Annotated in this window: 19 protein-coding genes and 1 pseudogene; 9 read left to right on the top strand and 11 right to left on the bottom strand. The window is 70.1% G+C overall.

Annotated features, from left to right (window positions below; genetic code table 11):
• Window positions 1-12: 12 nt before the first annotated feature.
• Window positions 13-786 (top strand): 3'(2'),5'-bisphosphate nucleotidase CysQ, encoded by a 774-nt coding sequence (cysQ, locus tag AAFN86_RS13250; protein WP_347544010.1) that lies wholly within the window; start codon window positions 13-15, stop codon window positions 784-786.
• On the opposite strand, the gene AAFN86_RS13245 is transcribed toward cysQ, so the two are convergent.
• On the bottom strand, window positions 758-1,195 hold the full coding sequence (locus AAFN86_RS13245) for a PaaI family thioesterase (RefSeq protein ID WP_347543814.1): 438 nt from the start codon (window positions 1,193-1,195) through the stop codon (window positions 758-760). The genes cysQ and AAFN86_RS13245 overlap by 29 nt on opposite strands.
• A gap of 114 nt (window positions 1,196-1,309) precedes the next feature.
• Here AAFN86_RS13245 and AAFN86_RS13240 point away from each other — a divergent pair, with 114 nt between their 5' ends.
• The 3 genes from AAFN86_RS13240 to AAFN86_RS13230 all read left to right on the top strand — a co-directional run bounded on the left by AAFN86_RS13240 (window position 1,310) and on the right by AAFN86_RS13230 (window position 4,764).
• Entirely contained in the window at window positions 1,310-2,059 is a 750-nt protein-coding gene (locus tag AAFN86_RS13240) for an SDR family NAD(P)-dependent oxidoreductase (RefSeq protein WP_347543813.1), read from the top strand.
• The gene (locus tag AAFN86_RS13235; protein ID WP_347543812.1) at window positions 2,056-2,904 is read left to right on the top strand and encodes a GNAT family N-acetyltransferase; all 849 of its coding nucleotides are present in this window, start codon (window positions 2,056-2,058) and stop codon (window positions 2,902-2,904) included. The genes AAFN86_RS13240 and AAFN86_RS13235 overlap by 4 nt, the downstream gene beginning before the upstream one ends.
• A 354-nt stretch (window positions 2,905-3,258) precedes the next feature.
• Complete coding sequence (locus tag AAFN86_RS13230) at window positions 3,259-4,764, top strand: hypothetical protein (protein ID WP_347543811.1); 1,506 nt, start codon at window positions 3,259-3,261, stop codon at window positions 4,762-4,764.
• Between the two features lie 671 nt (window positions 4,765-5,435).
• Here AAFN86_RS13230 and mscL read toward each other — a convergent pair.
• Together mscL and AAFN86_RS13220 are read right to left on the bottom strand one after the other, a co-directional pair.
• Window positions 5,436-5,936: a large conductance mechanosensitive channel protein MscL gene (gene mscL / locus AAFN86_RS13225; RefSeq protein ID WP_347543810.1), complete on the bottom strand. Its 501-nt coding sequence runs from the start codon at window positions 5,934-5,936 to the stop codon at window positions 5,436-5,438.
• 128 nt (window positions 5,937-6,064) lie between these two features.
• Window positions 6,065-7,438, bottom strand: coding sequence for a TAXI family TRAP transporter solute-binding subunit (locus tag AAFN86_RS13220; protein ID WP_347543809.1), 1,374 nt, complete (start codon window positions 7,436-7,438; stop codon window positions 6,065-6,067).
• 41 nt (window positions 7,439-7,479) lie between these two features.
• Here AAFN86_RS13220 and AAFN86_RS13215 point away from each other — a divergent pair, with 41 nt between their 5' ends.
• Window positions 7,480-7,884, top strand: a complete 405-nt coding sequence (locus AAFN86_RS13215; RefSeq protein ID WP_347543808.1) for a VOC family protein — start codon at window positions 7,480-7,482, stop codon at window positions 7,882-7,884.
• Between the two features lie 128 nt (window positions 7,885-8,012).
• Window positions 8,013-8,576 carry a DedA family protein gene (locus tag AAFN86_RS13210; protein WP_347543807.1) on the top strand — a complete coding sequence of 188 codons (564 nt, stop codon included), beginning with the start codon at window positions 8,013-8,015 and terminating at the stop codon, window positions 8,574-8,576.
• A gap of 274 nt (window positions 8,577-8,850) precedes the next feature.
• On the opposite strand, the gene AAFN86_RS13205 is transcribed toward AAFN86_RS13210, so the two are convergent.
• The 7 genes from AAFN86_RS13205 to AAFN86_RS13175 all read right to left on the bottom strand — a co-directional run bounded on the left by AAFN86_RS13205 (window position 8,851) and on the right by AAFN86_RS13175 (window position 15,571).
• Window positions 8,851-9,381, bottom strand: coding sequence for a papain-like cysteine protease family protein (locus tag AAFN86_RS13205; protein WP_347543806.1), 531 nt, complete (start codon window positions 9,379-9,381; stop codon window positions 8,851-8,853).
• 82 nt (window positions 9,382-9,463) lie between these two features.
• On the bottom strand, window positions 9,464-10,795 hold the full coding sequence (locus tag AAFN86_RS13200; RefSeq protein WP_347543805.1) for a TRAP transporter large permease subunit: 1,332 nt from the start codon (window positions 10,793-10,795) through the stop codon (window positions 9,464-9,466).
• The gene (locus AAFN86_RS13195) at window positions 10,795-11,334 is read right to left on the bottom strand and encodes a TRAP transporter small permease (protein WP_347543804.1); all 540 of its coding nucleotides are present in this window, start codon (window positions 11,332-11,334) and stop codon (window positions 10,795-10,797) included. Before AAFN86_RS13195 ends, AAFN86_RS13200 begins: the two co-directional genes overlap by 1 nt.
• 97 nt (window positions 11,335-11,431) lie before the next feature.
• On the bottom strand, window positions 11,432-12,430 hold the full coding sequence (locus AAFN86_RS13190) for a TRAP transporter substrate-binding protein (protein WP_347543803.1): 999 nt from the start codon (window positions 12,428-12,430) through the stop codon (window positions 11,432-11,434).
• Window positions 12,431-12,585: 155 nt separating this feature from the next.
• Window positions 12,586-13,569: a TRAP transporter substrate-binding protein gene (locus AAFN86_RS13185; RefSeq protein ID WP_347543802.1), complete on the bottom strand. Its 984-nt coding sequence runs from the start codon at window positions 13,567-13,569 to the stop codon at window positions 12,586-12,588.
• 141 nt (window positions 13,570-13,710) lie between these two features.
• Window positions 13,711-13,974, bottom strand: coding sequence for a hypothetical protein (locus tag AAFN86_RS13180; RefSeq protein WP_347543801.1), 264 nt, complete (start codon window positions 13,972-13,974; stop codon window positions 13,711-13,713).
• A gap of 175 nt (window positions 13,975-14,149) precedes the next feature.
• Entirely contained in the window at window positions 14,150-15,571 is a 1,422-nt protein-coding gene (locus tag AAFN86_RS13175) for a mannose-1-phosphate guanylyltransferase/mannose-6-phosphate isomerase (protein ID WP_347543800.1), read from the bottom strand.
• 154 nt (window positions 15,572-15,725) lie between these two features.
• Here AAFN86_RS13175 and AAFN86_RS13170 point away from each other — a divergent pair, with 154 nt between their 5' ends.
• Window positions 15,726-16,205 (top strand): PaaI family thioesterase, encoded by a 480-nt coding sequence (locus AAFN86_RS13170; RefSeq protein WP_347543799.1) that lies wholly within the window; start codon window positions 15,726-15,728, stop codon window positions 16,203-16,205.
• Window positions 16,206-16,249: 44 nt separating this feature from the next.
• Here AAFN86_RS13170 and AAFN86_RS13165 read toward each other — a convergent pair.
• Window positions 16,250-16,597: pseudogene (locus AAFN86_RS13165) on the bottom strand (type I-E CRISPR-associated protein Cse1/CasA); the annotation flags it as partial.
• Between the two features lie 972 nt (window positions 16,598-17,569).
• Between AAFN86_RS13165 and AAFN86_RS13160 the strand changes: the two are divergent.
• Together AAFN86_RS13160 and AAFN86_RS13155 are read left to right on the top strand one after the other, a co-directional pair.
• Window positions 17,570-17,995 (top strand): DUF3597 domain-containing protein, encoded by a 426-nt coding sequence (locus AAFN86_RS13160; protein WP_347543798.1) that lies wholly within the window; start codon window positions 17,570-17,572, stop codon window positions 17,993-17,995.
• Between the two features lie 124 nt (window positions 17,996-18,119).
• Window positions 18,120-18,743, top strand: a complete 624-nt coding sequence (locus AAFN86_RS13155) for a YidB family protein (RefSeq protein WP_347543797.1) — start codon at window positions 18,120-18,122, stop codon at window positions 18,741-18,743.
• The last annotated feature ends 79 nt before the right edge of the window (window positions 18,744-18,822 follow it).

Below are 18,822 nucleotides of genomic sequence, written 5' to 3'. Positions count from 1 at the left end.
CGCGACGTGACCATGACCCCCGATGCCAGGCTGCGGCTTGCCGAGCAATTCGCCATGATTGCCGAAGCCGCCGGCGCGCGCATCATGGCGGTCTATGGGTCGGCGGGCGTGGATGCGAAGGCCGATGGCAGCCCGGTCACCGAGGCCGACCTCGTGGCGCATCAGGCGATCCTCGAAGGGCTGGCGCGCGACTGCCCCGGCATCCCCGTGGTGTCGGAGGAAGATGCAGCGCACCGCGCGCCCGACCCGCATGACCGCTTCATCCTGGTGGACCCGCTGGACGGCACGCGGGAGTTCATATCCCGCAATGGCGAGTTCACCGTGAACATCGCCCTGGTCGAAGCGGGCTGCCCGGTCGCGGGCGTCGTCCTGGCGCCGGCATTGGGCCGCGTCTGGGTGGGTGCGGTCGGTGCGGGGGCACAGAAGCGCGCGATCGGCGAACCCGCCTGGCACCCCATTGCCTGCCGCAGGCCGGCCGATGATGGCGTGGTCTGCGTGGCCAGCCGGTCCCACCGCGATGCGACGACCGATGCGTTCCTGGCTGAACAGACGGTCGCCGGGCTGCGCTCGGTCGGGTCGTCGCTGAAGTTCTGCCTGGTGGCCGAAGGCCAGGCGGATGTCTATCCGCGCTTCGGCCCGACCATGGAATGGGACACCGCCGCCGGCCAGGCGGTGCTGGAAGCGGCCGGCGGCCAGGTGCTGACACCCGATGGCGCGCCGTTCCGCTATGGCAAGTCCGGCTGGCGCAACGGACCCTTCATCGGCTGGGGCGCGGTGCCGGGCTGACCGCCGCCCAACTGGTCGTCACATGGGCGGCGACCTCCGCCGACGCCTCCGAACGCATCTGCACCTCCCCCACGATGATGCGTCCGCGCTTGAGCAGCCGCGCCTCGGCGATCACCGCCCCGGGGTCGAGGCGGCGCAGGAAATGGATGGTCAGGCTGGTGGTCAGGCTCTCATCCCGCCCGCCCGTGATGCCGAGCAGCGCCGCCCACATCGCCACATCCGCCAGCCCCATCAGCGCCGGGCCGGACATGGTACCGCCAGGGCGCAGCAACTCCTCCCGCCAGGGCAGGCGGCAGGTGGCCGTCCCACCTTCGGCCGAGACCACCTCGATCCCCCAGGCGGCGGCCAGCGGCACGCCCCGGTGCATGACCGCCTGGATGGCGGCGGGGGAAGGGGGTGCGTCGTCCATACTCGCATTCTCCGGGCGGTGGGGCGCGGATGCTGCCCGAGGTCGGCCGCCTCCGCCATCTGGCCTCGCTGCCGGGGCGATGCGACGATGCGCGCGATTGCAGGGATGCGCAGCATGACGGACCTCGCCGGACAGATCGCCATCATCACCGGCGGCAGCCGCGGCATCGGCGGCGCCATCGCGCTCGCCTTCGCGCGGGCCGGGGCGGACATCGCCTTCTGCCACCTCGACGACGCTGCCGGCGCGGCGGCGGTCGCGGATGGCGTCGCGGCATTGGGGCGGCGCGTCCATCACGCCGGCCTCGACGTCGCCGACGGCGCCCGGCTCACGGCGTTCATCGCCGAAGCCGAGGCCGCCCTCGGCCCGCCCGACATCCTCGTGACCAATGCCGGGATGAACATGCGCGGCCCCTTCGAGACCCTGCCGGAGGAGACCTTCCGCCGCGTGATGGATGTCCACTACATGCACACGGTGATCGCCGCGCAGGCGGTCTATCCCGGCATGGTGGCGCGCGGGCGCGGGCGGATCATCACCATCTCCTCGCAACTCGCCTTCAAGGGCGCGCCCGGCATCGTGCCCTATTGCGCGGCGAAGGGCGCGATCCTGTCCTTCACCCGCGCGCTGTCGCTGGAAGCCGCGCCGCATGGCGTGCGGGTCAACAGTATCGCGCCCGGCCCGATCGACACTGCCCTGACCCAGGCGCGCGGGCCGGACTGGCGCGCGGCGATCGAGGCCTCGCTGCCCGCGGGACGGCTTGGCGTGCCGGAGGACATCGCCGCGACCGCCCTGCTGCTCGCCGGTCCGGGCGGCAATTTCTACGTCGGCGCCTGCCTGTCGCCCAATGGCGGGGACGTGATGCATTGAGCACCGCGACGATCCGCCCCATGGGCGCGGCGGACCTTCCGCTCGCGCTCGACTGGGCGGCGGCGGAGGGCTGGAATCCCGGCCTTGCCGATGCCGCCTGCTTCCTCGCCGCCGATCCGCACGGCTTCCTGATCGCCGAAGTGGCGGGCGAACCGGTCGGCTGCGTCTCGGCCGTACGCTACGATGATGGCTTCGGCTTCCTGGGCTTCTACATCGTCCGGCCGGAATTCCGCGGCCAGGGCCATGGGCTGGCACTGTGGCGCGCGGCGATGGCGCGGCTGCAGCCGGGCATGGTCGGCCTCGACGGCGTGGTGGCGCAGCAGGCGAACTACCGTCGCTCCGGCTTCGATCTCGTGCACCGGAACATCCGCTTCGGTGTGGCATCCCCCCGCGCGCCGCGCCTTGCCGCCGCACCGCCTGTCGTCGATGCCGCCACGCTGCCCGTGCCCGCGGTCGCCGCCTTCGACCGCACTTGCTTCCCCGCCCCGCGCGACGCCTTCCTGCGCAGCTGGCTGACCGCGCCCGGCCATGTCGCCCGCGCCGTGCCCGGCGCGGGCGGCCTGCGCGGTCTTGCCGTGCTGCGCCCCTGCCGGGAGGGATCGAAGATCGGGCCACTGTTCGCCGAGGATCCCGTCGTCGCGCGGGCCCTGTTCGCCGCGCTGCTGGCGGCGGCCCCGCCGGGGGCGGTGTTCCTCGACCTGCCGGAGCCGAATGCCGATGCGATCGCCATGGCCACCGAGGCCGGCATGGCCCCCGCCTTCGAGACCGCCCGCATGTATGCCGGGCCCGCGCCGGCCCTGCCGCTGGCGCGCATCTACGGCATCACCAGTTTCGAACTTGGATAGGGTCACAGTCGGCTGGCCGGTTGCCTCGGCGATGTGACGATGCCCCCGTTCGCGGCGGGTTCCGACCCTGTCGCGCCGGGCTCGAGCGTGATGGCCGCAGGTGCGAATGCACCGGAGGTCTGAATCACGCGATCAAACAATAGGTCAGAGCGTGATGGGTGAACGAATGTGAACCGATCTTGCTCTGGCAGGCGCGGCGCGGGCGGTTCGCATTCGACCCTGGCAAGCCGCTCCGGCGGATCGGCCCGCGCATGTTGGGAACGACGCCACGCGCCCGGCCGTCGCGCCGCCGAGATTGACCCCCATACCCCCCAAGCGCTAGCGCTGTGGCGCACCGAACAGGGGACCATCGCAATGCTTCGGCCGAACGCCCGCAAGGCGACGCGACATGCCGCCATGGCGGCAGCAGCGCTGCTGGGTCTTGCTGTCCTGCATCCGCTGCCCGCCGGGGCGCAGCCCGCCACGCCTGCCCTCGAACTGGCCGATGCGCTGTCGCAGTCGCCCCTGCCGGTCGGCGGGACCGTGTCCATCGACCTGGCGCGCGGGCAATCCGCCTTCATCCGCCTGCCCGAGGGGGCCGGCGAACTGGTGGCCGAGACGCGTCGCCTGTCGCGCAACGCCGACACGGTGATGGCGCTGCTCGATTCGCAGGGCCGGCAACTGGACGAGGATGATGATGGCGGCGAGGAGAACCTGTCCTCCCGCATCGAGATCGGCGCCGACCAGGCTGGGCCGCTGTTCCTGCGCATCGGCCTGCTGGACGGTGCCGCCGGGCGCTTCGACGTGACGCTCGTCGCCGCCCCCCCGGCCGATCCGAACGCCCCCCCGCGCACCCTTGCCGACGCAGCATCGCGTCCCCCGCTCGTGGCCGGCGTGCCGGTCAAGATGACCCTGCGCGGTCGGCAGGAAGCCTATTTCCGCCTGCCATCCGGCGCGCCCGACCTTGTCGCCGTCACTCGAGCGCTTTCCGCCGGCACCGACACGGTGCTGACGCTCGTCGATGCCAATGGGCGCGAACTCGCCACCGATGACGATGGCGGCGACGAACAACTCGCCTCCCGCGTCGAGATCCCCGCGGCCCAGAGGCGCCCGCTGTTCCTGCGCGCCGGCACGCTGGGCGGCGGCGGTTTCGAACTGGTGCTGCTGCCGGATGCGCCCGCCGCGACACCCGCCTTCCCGCGCTCGGTGCGGGAGGCGACGGCCGCCCCGGCGCTCGCCATCGGCCAGACAGTGTCGCTGCGCCTGCGGCGGGGCCAGGCGGCGGTGTTCCGCCTGCCCGAGGGCGACATCGCCGTGGTGACGCAGAACCTGCGCCGCGGCGCCGACACCGTGCTGACGCTGCTCGACGCCACGGGCCAGGAGGTCACCGAGGATGACGATGGCGGCGGTGGCCTCGCCTCCCGCCTCGAGGTCGCGGCGGCCGATCCCCGGCCGGCCTTTGTCCGCGTCCGCGTGCTCGGCGAGGGTGTCGGCGAGTTCGACCTGTCTGTCGAAGCCGATACCGCCGGCCCGGCCACCTTTCCGACGTCGCTGCGGGCCGCGGCGGCCGCGCCGATGCTCCAGCGCGGCATCGCCGTGCCGATCCGTCTGCGGCGCGGCCAGTCGGCGTACTTCATGCTGCCGCCCGGGGCGCATGTGGCGATGACGCGGGAGCTGCGCGACGGCACCGACACGGTCCTCGAGATCCTCGATGCGAACGGCCAGATGATCGCGGAGGATGACGATGGGGGAGAGGGGCTGGCCTCCCGAATCGCGATCGACGCGACGCGTAAGGGCGACATCTTCCTGCGCGCGGGGCAGTTGGGGGATGGCGCCGCGGCGTTCGAGCTGATCCTGTTGCCGCCGGACGCGCCGCGGTAGGTCGCACTGTGGAGAGGGGCTTTGCACCTCTCCGGACCTCACCCCACCGAAGGCTTAATACCAACGGCACGAGTCACTGACTCGTGCCGAGGCCGCGAAGGCGGTCCGGCGAAGCCGAGCAAACCGGAGGTTTGCGCGTCACGCCGTGGGCGTGCCTTCGGCACGACACGTCTGAGGGCACGCCGAAGCCGATACCAACGGGCGAAGAATTCGCCCTTGGCATGAGCATCCCTGCGGACGGTGAAGCCGGGCGTCGCGCCCTGGCCGCGCGGACCTGGCGCCGGATCAACGCGGACCCAGGGGCGGGATGCGGTGCGTGCCGGTCAACGGCGCGACGACCTGCTGCTTCGCCCCGGGGACAGGCTGCGCGATCGGCGCTATCGGCGCTCGGCCGCGCCCGCCAATTTCACGGGCCCCAGTGCTTGGGCGAGCCTCGTCGCGCGCCCGACTGATGCCAGTCCCGCGCGACCTGCTTCATCGCCACGTGCAGCCCGGTTCGGCCAGGGATCCGCCTGCGCGGGACAGGTCGCGGATGTCTCGCTGTCCAGCGCCGGGGCGAGGCACCAGACGATCGCATGGCCTCCGGTGGGGGCGGCCCGGAGGGATCCAGACCCTCCGGGTCGCTTCACATCGCAGCGCCGCCAGGCCCCGAAGGCCCTGGCGCACCGCCCTCACGCCGCGGGTGGCGTGCCCGCGCCACGCTGCGCCTTCAACTCGTCGCGGATCTCGGCCAGCAGGGTCTCGCTCGGCGTGGGGCCAGGCTTCGTGGTGGCCTTCTCGACCGCCTGCGACGCCTGCAGCTTGCTCAGCAGCTTGACCAGCCAGAACACGGCGAAGCCGACAATGACGAACTTGATTACCGCGTTGAGGAACGACCCGATCGCCAGCACCGAGGCACCGGCCTGGCGCGTCTCGGCCAGCGAGGCGCGGCGTTCGCCGAACAGCACGACGAACAGGTTCGAGAAGTCGATCCCGCCCATCAGGATGCCGACGATCGGGTTCAGCAGGTCCTCGACCACCGAGGTGACGATGGCGGTGAAGGCCGCGCCGATCACGACACCGACCGCGAGGTCGATGACGTTGCCGCGCATGATGAAGGCCTTGAATTCCTTGAGCCAGGCCGGCTCCTTGAGCGGGATCTGGCTGGTGAGCTTGTTTGCGAGGTCGCTCATGCGGTCTGGCCCTTTCAGGGGAATCGCGCGGCTGCCCCCTGGCCACCGGCGCCGGGATTATCTCGCGCCTTCAACGACATGACCAGAAGCGTGTCGCCGGACCGGTGCCGGTCCTGCCGCATCCGCGCTCAGGCCGCGGCTTCGCTGGCGTCGTCGAACTGCGCCACGGCCTGGTGCCGCCCGGGCGCGAGCTGCGCCCGCACATAGGCGATGTCGCGCCGCAGCGCGAAGACATGCCGGCGATAGGTGACCGGCAGGGACAGCCGCGCGACCCGGCCTTCCAGCGCCTCCAGCCGGTCGCGCAGGGCGGATCGCCCGGCATCGTCGCGGGTGGCCTCGGCCTGCGCCTCGATCCGCCGCAGCGTCTCATAATGCCGCCAGACCCGCGTCTCCATCTGCCAAGTGTAGAGCACCGGCCCGAAGCGGATCAGCGGCAGGGCGATGCCGACCACCGGCAGCAGGATGACCAGCAGGCGTTCCACCGTCACCGCCACCCAGAAGGGCAGCCAGGCCTGCAGGACCGTGCGGCCGCGCGCGTAGTACCGCTCGGCATCCGCGTTCATCGGCAGGTCCTGCGCCAGCGTGTTGGGGAAGACCCCTTCGGCCGAGAACAGGGTGCGCGGCCGGTGCACCTCCTGCATGATGCCGACCAGCAGGCTGACGACCTGGGGGTGGGTATCCTCCGGCACGACCACCGAGGCGACCGGGGCAACCAGCGCGACAGGCCGTGGCGGGCGGTTGTCCGCCAGCGAGAGCCCGCCCTCGGGCATCCGCACCGTGGTCAGGAACGGCAACCGCGCCTCATAGGCGTCGGCCAGGCCGGCGAAGTCGTCCAGCACGATGCCCGGCCTCGTCATCAGCGTGGCAACCGCGCCAGCCAACCGGGCCGTCACCAGGATGGCGGCGTCGGCTGTCCCGGCCAGCATCGCTTCGGCCGCCGCCGTGCCGGTGACGGGCAGCGCCTCGACATCGTCCGGCCGCAGGTCGTTCGCCGCCATCAGCGCGAAGGCCAGGGCGCGGGTGCCGCTGCCCTCCGGGCCCACGGCGATGCGGCGGCCGCGCAGCGCGGCGAGGCCACCGGCATCCTGCCCCGCACCACGGAACACCCAGACCGGTTCGTGAAACACGGCGCCGAGCGATTCGAGCCCGGCATCGCGCGCCCGGTCGGCGATGCCACCCTGGACAAGCGCGACATCGACACGGCCCGCGCGCAGCAGGTCGAGATTCTCGACCGAGCCCTGGGTCGGCACGCGGCGGACGCGAAAGCCGGTCGCCTCCAGCCGGGCCGCATAGGCCTCCGCCGCCTGGGTATAGGCGGAATCAGCCTGGGTGCCCGTGGCGATGCGGATCTCGCGGGGCGGCGGCGGGGCCGCCAGCGCATATCCCAGCGCGGCGCAGCCGATCAGCAGCGTGATCGCGCTCAGCACCCAATGGCGGACCGTCCAGGCAAGAAGGCGCTGCATCGCGATGCCGACGATGCGACGGCTGCGGCGCGCCGGCAATCCCACTGGCCGGCTGCGGTGCGCCCGGCCATCCTGCGGCGATGCACGCCCCCTTCGATCAGCAGGTCACCTTCCTCTATGCCGAGGACCCCGCGCCAAGCTGGCGCTTCTATGAGGAGGTGCTGGGACTGCCCCTGGCGCAGGACCAGGGATCGTGCCGCATCTATGCGGCCGCGCCGGGCGGGCGCGGCTTCCTGGGCGTGTGCCGGGCGCGCGGGCCGCGCGTGACCGACAACCCGCGCGTGCAGGGCGGCGCCGTGATCACCTTCGTCGTGCAGGACGTCGAAGGCTGGCATGCCAGGCTGCAGGCCGCCGGGGTCGAGGTCGCGGCGGCGCCCGCCTTCTCGGACACCTACCGGGTCACCTCCTTCTTTTTCCGCGATCCGGCCGGCTATACGCTGGAGATCCAGCGCTTCGAGCGGTCGGACTGGCCGGGGCCGGCGTAACCCTCGCCGGCATCCGGAGGTTGACAATTTGGCGTCCAGGGCTCTCTGAGGGGTGTCAGTCTCCGATCACCATTTCCTTACCCGCCAAGGGCATGCATGGTGGTCGCAAGAAACACGGGGGCTTCCGCTTGGCCGAATTCTGGGCCGACTGGGGTGCGTTCGCCTATCTGGGCGCGGCACTCTGGTCATTCTTCGAAGGGGAGACCTTCGTCCTTGCCGCGGCCGCCATCGGCGCGACGGTGGGCGTCGTCGATCCGTGGATTCTGCTCGGTTCCGTCTGGATAGGGTCCTACCTGGGCGACCAGACCTGGTTCTACCTGGGGCGGCGCTACGGCCCCGCCATCCTCCAGCGATTCCCGAAATCCCGACCGCGGGTCGAAAGTGCCAACCGCCTGCTCGAACAATACGGTACGCTGTTCATCCTGAGCTTCCGTTTCCTGTACGGCATCCGCAACGTCGCCTCGGTGGTGTGCGGCCTCGCGGGGTACTCCCGGTTGCGCTTCGCCGTGCTGAACTTCATCGCGGCGGGGGTGTGGGCCAGCAGCTTCGTGGCGGCCGGCTGGTTCCTGGGTGCCTGGCTTGGCGTAGAGCGCCTGTTCTGGACAATCTGCGCCATCGCCGGCGTGGCGCTGGTGTTCTTCGTGGCGCGGCATTTCTGGTGCCGGTCGCGGGCCCGCGCCCCGGCCGAGTAGGGGACGCCGCGCGAAGCCCGGTCCTTTGCGCGGTCGGTCAAGGACCCGGCGAGGCCGGCCAGCACGACGCCAACAGCACGCGGGCTTGAGACTGCCCCCGGCCCTTTCGGTCCGATGCTCTGCATCGGGCCGGGAGCGCAAGGCGCGACCGCGCCCAGGCCACCCGCTGCCGCCAACGCAACAGTGCTTGGCGCGCAAGCCAAGCGCCCGGACGGGCGCGCCGGCGCTTGAGGCCCAATCGAACTCCGACGGCCCATTCCATGGGCCGTCGGCATCAGCCTTGCACGCCGGCCCCGCAGGTGAAGGGCAGCGCGTCGCGGCGCAGCAGCGGCCAGCCCTGCGCGAGCTGCGCCCGCATCGTCTCGAGCGGCGTCTGGCTGCGCGGCGCGTTCTCGGGGTCGTGGTAGATGATGTTGGCGTCCTGCGCGCCGATGATTACCGAGGCATGGCCATAGGTGCTGCCGCCATGCGTCTTCAGCCAGGGGATGAAGATCGGCCCCCATTGGCGCAGCGCGAGGTCCAACTCGGGGACCGAGGCGGGCAGCCCGCCTGTGAGTTCCACCAGATGCTCATTGGCCATCAGCGTCGGCAGCCAGTCGTAGGAGATGGTCCAGTGGCCGATGGTGGTCGTGCCATCGGCCTGCGGCAGCGGGCGGGAATACAGCGCCGGCACGCCCTGTCGTGGCCCGGCCTCGAAGCTGTAGGCGATCATGCAGGCGCTGGCGTACCAGCAGCCCGTCGGGTCATCGAGGTGCTGGTCGCCGCCGAAATCCAACTGACTGACGAAGGGAACATCGAGATACATGGCGCAGCCTCCCGCCCCCGGGGGATGAAGGCTACGCGGTCCGGCCGGGGGCGCGCCATGACGAAGGTCACGCCCCCTTTTTCTACCGCGCCAGCATGGTCTGCGGCAGCCAGGTGACGATGGCGGGGAACGCCGTGACAATCGCAACCCCGATCAGCATCAGGAAGAAGAAGGGCAGGGTGTGCTTCGCCACCTCAAAGATGCCCTTGCCGGTCAGCCCCTGCAGCACGAACAGGTTGAAGCCCACCGGCGGGGTGATCTGCGCGAGCTCGACGACGAGGACGATGAAGATGCCGAACCACACCAGGTCGAAGCCGGTGCCCTGGATGATCGGCAGCACCACCGACACCGTCAGCACGATCATGCTGATGCCGTCGATGAAGCAGCCGAGGATCAGGTAGATCACCGTCAGGCAGAAGATGATCATGAAGGGGCTGAAGCCCTGCGCACCGACCCAGGCAGCCATCGCCGCCGGAATGCCGGAATAGGCCATGGCCTGCGTCAGGAAGGCCGCCCCCGCGAGGATCAGGTTGATCATGCAGGACAGGCGCACCGCGCCCATCAGGCTGTCCGAGAAGGACGCCCAGGACAGCGTCCGCCCCCAGGCCGACAGCGCCAGCGCGCCGACCACGCCGAACACCGCCGCCTCGGTCGCCGTCGCCCAGCCCAGATAGATGCTGCCCATCACGAAGCCGATCAGCAGCACCACCGGGATAAGCTGGCCGCTTTCCTTCAGCTTCTGCGCGAAGGGCATCGGCGGGTCGCGCGGCGGCGTCAGCGCCGGGTTCATCAGCGACCAGATCGCGATATAGCCGCTGAACAGGATCATCAGCATGATCCCCGGCAGCACGCCGGCGATGAACAGCCGCACGATCGAAACTTCGGCCGCCACGCCATAGACGATCATCACGATCGAAGGCGGGATCAGCAGCCCCAGCGTTCCGGCCCCGGCGAGCGAGCCAATCGCCATCGGCGCGTGATAGCCGCGTTGCAGCAGTGCGGGCAGCGCCATCTTGCCGATCGTCGCCGCCGTCGCGGCCGACGACCCCGACACGGCCGCGAAGATGCCGCAGCCGATCACGTTCACATGCATCAGCCGCCCCGGCAGCCGTTGCACCCAGGGTGCCAGGCCACGGAACATGTCCTCGGACAGGCGGGTGCGGAACAGGATCTCGCCCATCCAGATGAACAGCGGCAGGGCCGCAAGCGTCCAGGATGCGAGCGACTGCCAGATCGCTGTGCCCATCACCTTCTCGGGCGGCATGGTCGGCATGGCGGGGACCAGGATCGGCAGCACGACGATGCCGACGAGGCCCACCAGCGCGAGCGCGAGGCCGATCCAGATGCCAAGGCCGAGAAAGACGAAGAGACAGCCGAGCAGCAGCAGCCCGGCTTCCGTCTGGGCGATCTCCATCAGACTTCCTCCATCGCCCGTTCGAGCGCCGATGCCTCGGCCGCGCGGCGGTAGGAGGGCACGCCCCCCGTCAGGTGCACGATCAGGTCGTCGAACAGGCAGATCGCCAGCAGCGCGACGCCGCTGCCCACCATTGCCTGGGGCACCCACAGCTTCCAGGCGACCGAACCCTGCGCGACATCCTCGAACTCGAAGCTGTCGAAGGCGAGGTCGAGCATCGCATAGGCGAAGAAGGCGGCCAGCGCGGCGGTCGCCGTCAGCGCCACGGTTTCCATGACGAAGCGCGGCGCGCCCGACAGCCGGCCGATGATCAGGTCCACGCGGATATGCGCGCCGTGCCGGAAGGCATAGGCGAGCGGCAGCGTCGCCGAGGCCGCGACCGAGAAGGCGGTGAGGTCGTCGGCCCCCAGCACGGTCGCGCCGAACTGCCGGCCGATCACCTGGGCGGCGATGATGGCAGCGATCGCGGCAAGGGCCACGCCGCCAAGCACGCCACCAATGAGATACAGCGCATCGAGCGCGCGGCGCAGCGCGGTCATGTCGGCGCGCACCCGCGGCCGGTCAGTGGAATCATGCGGGCGTGCTCCGTTTCAGGCTTGCGACGTGGCCACCATGGGGGCGACCCCGTCGGCTCTGTCAAGCGACCGCGGCGCGGTAGGATTCGATCAGGCGCTTGCCTTCGTCACCGGCCTTGGCCACCCATTCCTCGGCCTGCGTTGCGCCGATGCGCATCAGCCCCTGCATCAGCGCCGGGCTGGCAGCGGCGACGGTCATGCCGCGCTGCGCCAGGATGGCCTGCTGGCTCACCGTCTCCGAATCGGACATCGCCCAGCCGCGTTCCTCGGCCGCCGCGGCAGCCGCGCGGATCGACGCCTGCACGGCGGCCGGCAGCGCGGCCAGGTCGCGCTGGCGCACGAAGATCGCGTTCTTGGTGCGGGTGAAGCCGATCGGCGTGAAGTACTTGCAGAAATCCCAGGACTGCACGTCGACGCCGGTCGCCGCCGAGGTGACCATCGCGTTCACCACGCCGGTGGCGAAGGCTTGCGGCACCTCGGCCTGCTGCACGAGGGTCGGCGTCGCGCCGCACAGCGTCGCGAAGCGGTTGGTCAGCGCGTTGAAGGTGCGCATCTTGGTGCCGCGCAGCGCATCCACGTTGTCGACCGGCGTGTTGGTGTAGAGGCCGGAGGGCGGCCACGGCACCCAGTAGAGTAGCGACAGCCCCTGCCGGTTCAGCCTTGCCTCGACATAGGGCTTCTGCAGGTCGGCAAGCTTGCGGGCCATGGCCGTGCTGGTGACCAGCATCGGCACGGAATCGACCTCGAAGAAGGGATCCTCGTTGCCATAGGCCGACAACAGGATCTCGCCGATCTGCACCTGGCCGGTCTGCACGCCGCGCTTGATCTCGGGCATGCGCAGCAGCGACGCGTTGGAATGCACCTGGATCTGCAACAGGCCGCCGGACGCCGCCTGCGCCGCGTCGGTGAATTCGCGCAGGTTCCTGGTGTGGAAATTGCCGTCCGGATAGGCGGTGGCGACCTGCCAGCGGGTCTGCGCCTGCGCCGCTCCAGGCGCGATGGCCGCGGCGGCAAGCCCGGCGGTGGCCGCGAGCAGCTCGCGGCGACGAATGGAATGCATGCGGCAGCCCCCTGTTGGCTTTCTTGAGGCGCGCATCTTCATCGCCGCGGCCCGGCGCGTGCAAGGGGGGCACAACCGGCGCACCAGGCCATGATGGCCGGATGTGCCTGCAGGCTGGGCCGCCCGGCGCGCGATTGCACGCCGGGCGCGCAGGATCAGGCGATGCTGGCGCGGTACTGTTCCAGCAGCCGCCGCCCATCATCGCCGGCGCGGGTCACCCATTCATCAGCCATGGTGCGGCCGACCCGGGCGCAGTCATCAAGCAATTGCTGCGTCGGCTGCGTCACGTTCATGCCGCGGGCGGCGAGCGTCGCCTCGGTCTCGCGCTGCGCGGCTTCGGCCAGTTCGTAGCCACGCGTCTCGGCGCGCGCGGCGGCGGCACGGATCGACGCCTGCTGGTCCTGCGGCAGGCCCTCCAGCGCGCGGCGGGACATGAACACCGCATTCTTCGTCATGGTGAAGCCGAGCGGCGTGAAGACGCGCGCATAGTCCCAGGACTGCGTGTCGACGCCGGTCGCCGCCGAGGTGACCTGCGCCTGCACCACGCCGGTGGCGAAGGCCTGGGCGAGTTCGGCCGACTGCACCAGCGTCGGCTGCGCGCCGATCAACTGGGCGAAGCGGTTGGTCATCGGCGAATAGGTGCGGAAGCGCGAACCGCGCAGCTGTTCGAGGCTGGTGACCTCCTGCTGCGCATACAGGCCGGCGGCGGGCCAGGGCACCATGTACAGCAGCGTCAGGCCCTGTCGGTTGAAGCGCGCCTCGATATAGGGCTTCTGCAGGTCGGACAGTTTCTTCGCCTGGACGAAGTTGGTCACCAGCTGCGGCAGCGCGTCGGCGTCGAAGATCGGGTCTTCATTGGCGTAGGCGGTGAGCAGGATCTCGCCCATCTGCACCTGGCCGGTCTGCACGCCGCGCTTGATCTCGGTCATCTTTAGCAGCGCGCCGTTGCTGTGCAGCTGGATGGCCAGGCGACCGTTGCTGGCGCCCTGGATCTCGTCGAGGAAGGTCTTGATGTTGCGGGTGTGCAGGTTCCCGTCGGCATAGGCGGTGGCCATCTGCCAGCGGGTCTGCGCCTGCGCGGTGGTGGCCAGGGCGGCAGCCCCGGCGGCGCCCAGCAGGGCGCGGCGATGCATGGTCATGGTCCGGCGTTGTCCTCTCCAGCGCCGCGATATGAGGGGCGCGGCTGCCGCAGAGGCTACTCCAGGAACCGCCGGCGGCTCAAACCGGCGTGATCGGGCAGGCCTGGCTCGCCCGCGGGATCGCGCCGGCGGCCTGGTGGATCAGGCCGGATAGGCGGTCGGGTCGATGCCGGCCTGGGTGAGGAAATGACGGATCGCCACCACCTCCTCCTTCGACAGGCTGTGATGCGTGTCGTGGAAGGCGTGGGACTGGCCGTTGAGCTTCACGCCGATGCGGCCCGTGCCGGTGTGTTCCACCTCGGCGCCGAGTTCCTCGAAGACCGACTGCACGTGCTTCGGGTCGATATTGGCGCTGACCGGATGGGCGAACAGGGCGTGCAGGACCTTGCGGTGACGATGGTTCATGGGCGGCTGGCCTTTCGTGCCGTGATGGCGTCGGCCGCCATATTCCGCGCCTTGCGCAGCGGCGCCTTGCGCCGGATCAAGGATGCCGCTGCATCCGATCGCGCAGGGCGCATGTCTCGATCCAGGGACCGCCCTGGTTCGGATCGAGGCCGGCGCGCCGCGCGGAGGAAGCGCGCTATGCGCGCCCGTAGGTGTCCTCGTAGCGAACGATGTCATCCTCGCCGAGATACGACCCGGACTGCACCTCGATCAGCACCAGCGGGATGATCCCCGGATTCTCCATCCGGTGCACGCAGCCGAGCGGCAGGTACACGCTCTCATTCTCGCGCAGCATGATCTCCTCGGCGTCGCGGCGGACGATGGCGGTGCCGGACACGACGACCCAATGCTCGGCCCGGTGGTAGTGCTTCTGCAGCGACAGCTTCGCCCCCGGGCGCACCTGGATCTTCTTCACCTGGAACCGCTCGCCGAGGATCAGCCCCTCATAATGGCCCCAGGGACGATAGGCGCGGCGATGCTCGATGGCTTCCTTGCGGCCCTTCGCGCGCAGCTGCTCGACCAGCTTCTTCACGTCCTGCGCGCGGTCGCGATGCATCGCCAGCACGGCATCGTCGGTGACGACGATGACCGCATCCTCAAGCCCCACGACGCCGGCCAGGATCCCCTCGCTGCGCACCAGGCAGTTCTTCGCATCGACCAGTTCGACCGGCCCCTGCGTGACGTTGCCGGCAGCATCCTTCGCGCTGATGTCCCACAGCGCCGCCCAGGAGCCGATGTCGGACCAGCCGATGGCTGCGGGCACCACGGCGGCATGCTGCGTCCGCTCCATCACCGCGTAGTCGATGCTGATCGAAGGTGCGGCGATGAACGCCTCCGGCGCCAGGCGGACGAAATCAAGGTCGCGCTTCGCGCCTTCGACCGCCGCGCGGACATGGGCGAGCATCGCCGGCTCCAGCCGCTCAAGCTCGGCCAGCAGGGCCGAGGCGGTGGCGACGAACATCCCCGAATTCCACAGATGCCGGCCCCCGGCGACGAATTCGGCGGCGCGCGCCGCGTCCGGCTTCTCGACGAAGCGGGCAATGGCCTGCACGCCGGGCAGGCCGGGCAGCGCGTCGCCGGCCTCGATATACCCGTAGCCGGTCTCGGCGGCGGTCGGCTTCATGCCGAAGGTGACGATGCGGCCGGCGCGCGCGGCCGCGGCCGCCTGTTGCAGCGCGGCATGCAGCGCCGGCAGGTTTCCCACCGCCGAATCGGCGGCCATGATCCACATGACGGTGTCCGGGCCGGCTTCCTCGGCCAGCAGGGCGGCGGCGGCGATCGCCGGGGCGCTGTTGCGTCCCGCGGGTTCGAGCACGATCCGCGCATCGCGCCCGCGCAATTGCTCGGCGACCAGGAAGCGATGCGCCTCGTTGCAGACGACCATGGTCGGCAGGAAGCCCGGCCCCTCGGCGCGGGCGGCCGTCTCCTCCAGCATCGGCAGGGCGGAGGCCAGCGGCCAGAACTGCTTGGGGTAGCCTTCGCGCGACAGGGGCCAAAGCCGGGTGCCGGTCCCGCCCGAAAGGATGACGGGAAGGATCTGCAGGGGCGTCTGTGTCATGTCGTCCAGTGGTCTGATGCCGGGGGTCGCGATTGTATGCGATGCAATGGCGGCAAAGGAAAGGCGCCGGCCGGCACGGGCAACAGGGCGCGGCATGCCCGACCCGGCGGACCTGGCCGGGTGGTCCGGGTGCCGGACGTCGCTACAATGCGCCATGGCAACCGAGGTGGCGGGCATGGTCGATGGCAGGGCGGCGGATGGCGTGGCGGAGGCGACCGAGGCCGGCGGCATCCCCGATGGCTTCCTGCCCCGGCGCGCCGGCGGACCCTTCCTCGAACCGATCGGGCCGATCTTCCTCCGCGCGGGGCAGGGCGGGTCGACCTTCGGCATCCGGCTGGAACGGCGGCACTGCAACAACCAGTCCGTCGCCCATGGCGGCATGCTGGCGACCTTCGCCGACCTGGTCCTGGGCATCGGCGGCACCGAGCAGGCCGGCGCGCCAGGGCATTTCATCACCGTCAGCCTGGTGACGGACTACCTCGCTCCCGCCCCGCTCGGCGCCTGGCTGGAATGCCGCCCCGCGCTGCTGCGGCGGACCGCCCGGCTGATGTTCGTGGAAGGGCGCTTCGAGGCCGATGGCACCGCCGTGCTGCGGGCGAGCGGGGTGTTCAGCGTGCCACGGCCGAAGGCGTAAGGGGCGGAGGAGGAGGGCTCCCCGCCGAGTTCCTCAGCGTCCTGCAGGAAGCGCGGCCCATCGCCGTCGAGATTGAAGGCGATCCGGAGCGGCGCGAAGGTCGCCTCAAACACATCCGGCGTCGGAGGGCTGTTCCATGCCGTGAACCAAGCCTCCTCATTCGCTGGCGGCCATTCGGTGCAGAGCAGTCCGATCAGGAATTCCAGCGACGCGGCGCGAAAATCGGCCCGGGGCCACGTCAGAGCGAGGATGGGGTCGCTGCCGTAGCTCGAGGTGAGATCGGCGGGGCGGATGAAGCAGGGGTCGGATGGGCGGGTGGCCGGGAGCCAAGCTGAATCGAGAAGATTGTAGGGCGCCACTCCCTTGAATCTCCCCGGCCTGTTCCGACACATACTCTTCCTGCCGGAAGGAGATGCAAGCGTAAGCCTTGCGATGTGAATAAACGCCGAACTGGGACCCCGGCAGAATTAGGACTACCGCTTAGACTAAGCACAAGAAACCCCACCTGATTGCCAAGTTCGACAACACAATCAGCGCGGTGCGGGCGTTTTCGGGTAGGGCAAGATTCGGTGCTTGTTCACAGTGATCGGACCACGCGAGCAACCGCGGCACGCCGGCGTTGCGCTGACCGGAGTGAGCGATGGCGACCGCGGAGCGTTCGCCAACCCCAAAGGCACACTATTGCATTCCGGTAAAGAATCAATAGCAGCCCCGCATCCTCGCAATCCCCCCTACCTCCGCGAGGGCAATTGTGCCCCTAACTCTCGCCCGTCGGGTCCTGAGCCTGACGGGCTTCCTTTTCTTGCACGTCGTGAAGTTTTACAGCCCGTCGAGCGCGGCAGGCGGAGGCCTATTAACCTCCTGGGCTCACGCGATATTACTTTCCGGCACATTGCTTGCATTTCCGTCGCCTGCGCAAAGCGGAGGATCGTCCAATGCAATTTTGGAACGGCTTGCTCGCCTCTGGTCCGTTCGCCCTCTTGGCCGGCGCGTGGGCGTTGGATCCCATTTCGGCCTGAGCTGGCGCACCGGTGTCGATCCCGGAGCCCACCTCGCTCTCAATCCTGGGTGGCGGCGCGGTCGCTGTGATCATGCTCTACCGGGCTGTGCGCGGTAAGTAAGACACGAAACCGCTTGCGTGAGGCAGTTGGGGTCGCTTCTCGGCGCCTGACGAGGCCTTTTCGGATAGGCCTCCCTCCCCGGGAAGTGAGGGCGCCTGTGGTTAACCGGGCCGCCCGTCCCTACGCCGGAGGGGCTGACGGCGTAGGGATCACAGCTTCATTCAGCGGCTCACCGGCGTTTGGACCGCGCGCGCTTCGGGACGATCGGAAAGCGTTCCATTTGTCATGTCCAGGAGACAAGCCATGAGCATATTCGGATCCATCATGAACGGCATTTTCGGGCGGTCGGCCGCGGCACAGACCCCTGGCGCCCAACCGATCGCCTCCCAATCGACGATCGAGGCCGGTTCGACACCTCCAGTCGCTGCGCCTGGATCCGCCCCGGCTACACCGGCCGCCGCCCCGGCCGAACCCGTGGACGTCGTCGCGGTGCTGACGGAGATGCAGTCCAAGGCCGGCCAGCCGTTGAACTGGCGCCAATCGATCGTGGATCTGATGAAGCTGCTCGGGATCGACAGCAGCCTGGCCGCACGGAAGGAACTCGCGACGGAACTCGGCTACACCGGCTCCACGGATGACAGCGCGACGATGAATGTCTGGCTGCACAAGCAGGTGATGACCAAGCTCGCCGCCAATGGCGGCAAGGTGCCGGACGCACTCAAGGGCTGAGCGGCCTGGGACGCTGCCCGTCGCGGTCGGCCGTCGTCCCAGCGCCCCATTTTGTGGCCGACGCCCAATCCGTCACGGGTCCGGCGGATCAGACGCGGGGCATTACCATCACGGGAGGACAACTATGTCGGATAGAACCAGTGACGGTGGGATTGGCGCGCTGCTCGGCGCGCTGACGGGCGGGCGCGGCGGAGTGGAAGGCCTCGGCGACCTCGTGAAGCGCCTGCGGCAAGGCGGCCTGGGAGAGGAAGTCGATAGCTGGGTCGGCTCTGGCGAGAACCGCGATGTCGCGCCCGAACGCCTGGCCAACGCGCTTGGGCCGGACCAGTTGGCGGTGCTCGCACAGCACCTCGGCCTGAGCGGCGGCGAGGCCGCTGGCGGCGGCCAGGGCGCGGCCGGCGGTGGCATGATGGCGGGGATCCTCGCCCAGTTGCTGCCGCTGGTGGTCAACTGGCTGACGCCGCAGGGGCGCGTGCCGCAATCCGATGCCGAATACGGCGCGGGCGGGATGGGCGGCCTGCTGGCGGAGATGATGGGTGGCGCGGGGCAGCCGCAAGGCGGTGGAGGCGGTGGCGGCATCGCCGGGATGCTTGGTGCTCTGATGGGTGGTGGCGGCGGCGGGTCAGCAGGCGGGCTCGGGGCGCTGCTCGGCGGGCTTGCTGGTGGCGACGATGGCCAAGCGCCATCGGGCAAGCCGGGCATGGGCGGCACCGGCCCGCTACCACAGAAGCCGCGGCCGTTGCGCTGAGGCCTCCATCGCGGTGGGGAGGGGCTCACCGCGCCGCTGGCCCCGCGGCCGCATCGCGCGCAGGCCAAGGCCCCCGCAT

It is taken from the genome of Roseomonas sp. CAU 1739 (genome assembly GCF_039839775.1).
Lineage (GTDB): Bacteria > Pseudomonadota > Alphaproteobacteria > Acetobacterales > Acetobacteraceae > Neoroseomonas.
Note: the sequence above shows the minus strand (reverse complement) of the source record. Positions and strands in the feature narration are given on the sequence as shown.

Excerpts from the sequence above, each read along its gene's own strand:
- cysQ (WP_347544010.1), top strand. The coding sequence starts at position 13 with ATGACCCCCGATGCCAGGCTGCGGCTTGCCGAGCAATTCGCCATGATT.
- AAFN86_RS13245 (WP_347543814.1), bottom strand. The coding sequence starts at position 1,195 with ATGGACGACGCACCCCCTTCCCCCGCCGCCATCCAGGCGGTCATGCAC.
- AAFN86_RS13240 (WP_347543813.1), top strand. The coding sequence starts at position 1,310 with ATGACGGACCTCGCCGGACAGATCGCCATCATCACCGGCGGCAGCCGC.
- AAFN86_RS13230 (WP_347543811.1), top strand. The coding sequence starts at position 3,259 with ATGCTTCGGCCGAACGCCCGCAAGGCGACGCGACATGCCGCCATGGCG.
- mscL (WP_347543810.1), bottom strand. The coding sequence starts at position 5,936 with ATGAGCGACCTCGCAAACAAGCTCACCAGCCAGATCCCGCTCAAGGAG.
- AAFN86_RS13215 (WP_347543808.1), top strand. The coding sequence starts at position 7,480 with ATGCACGCCCCCTTCGATCAGCAGGTCACCTTCCTCTATGCCGAGGAC.
- AAFN86_RS13205 (WP_347543806.1), bottom strand. The coding sequence starts at position 9,381 with ATGTATCTCGATGTTCCCTTCGTCAGTCAGTTGGATTTCGGCGGCGAC.
- AAFN86_RS13200 (WP_347543805.1), bottom strand. The coding sequence starts at position 10,795 with ATGGAGATCGCCCAGACGGAAGCCGGGCTGCTGCTGCTCGGCTGTCTC.
- AAFN86_RS13195 (WP_347543804.1), bottom strand. The coding sequence starts at position 11,334 with ATGACCGCGCTGCGCCGCGCGCTCGATGCGCTGTATCTCATTGGTGGC.
- AAFN86_RS13190 (WP_347543803.1), bottom strand. The coding sequence starts at position 12,430 with ATGCATTCCATTCGTCGCCGCGAGCTGCTCGCGGCCACCGCCGGGCTT.
- AAFN86_RS13185 (WP_347543802.1), bottom strand. The coding sequence starts at position 13,569 with ATGACCATGCATCGCCGCGCCCTGCTGGGCGCCGCCGGGGCTGCCGCC.
- AAFN86_RS13180 (WP_347543801.1), bottom strand. The coding sequence starts at position 13,974 with ATGAACCATCGTCACCGCAAGGTCCTGCACGCCCTGTTCGCCCATCCG.
- AAFN86_RS13175 (WP_347543800.1), bottom strand. The coding sequence starts at position 15,571 with ATGACACAGACGCCCCTGCAGATCCTTCCCGTCATCCTTTCGGGCGGG.
- AAFN86_RS13170 (WP_347543799.1), top strand. The coding sequence starts at position 15,726 with ATGGCAACCGAGGTGGCGGGCATGGTCGATGGCAGGGCGGCGGATGGC.
- AAFN86_RS13160 (WP_347543798.1), top strand. The coding sequence starts at position 17,570 with ATGAGCATATTCGGATCCATCATGAACGGCATTTTCGGGCGGTCGGCC.
- AAFN86_RS13155 (WP_347543797.1), top strand. The coding sequence starts at position 18,120 with ATGTCGGATAGAACCAGTGACGGTGGGATTGGCGCGCTGCTCGGCGCG.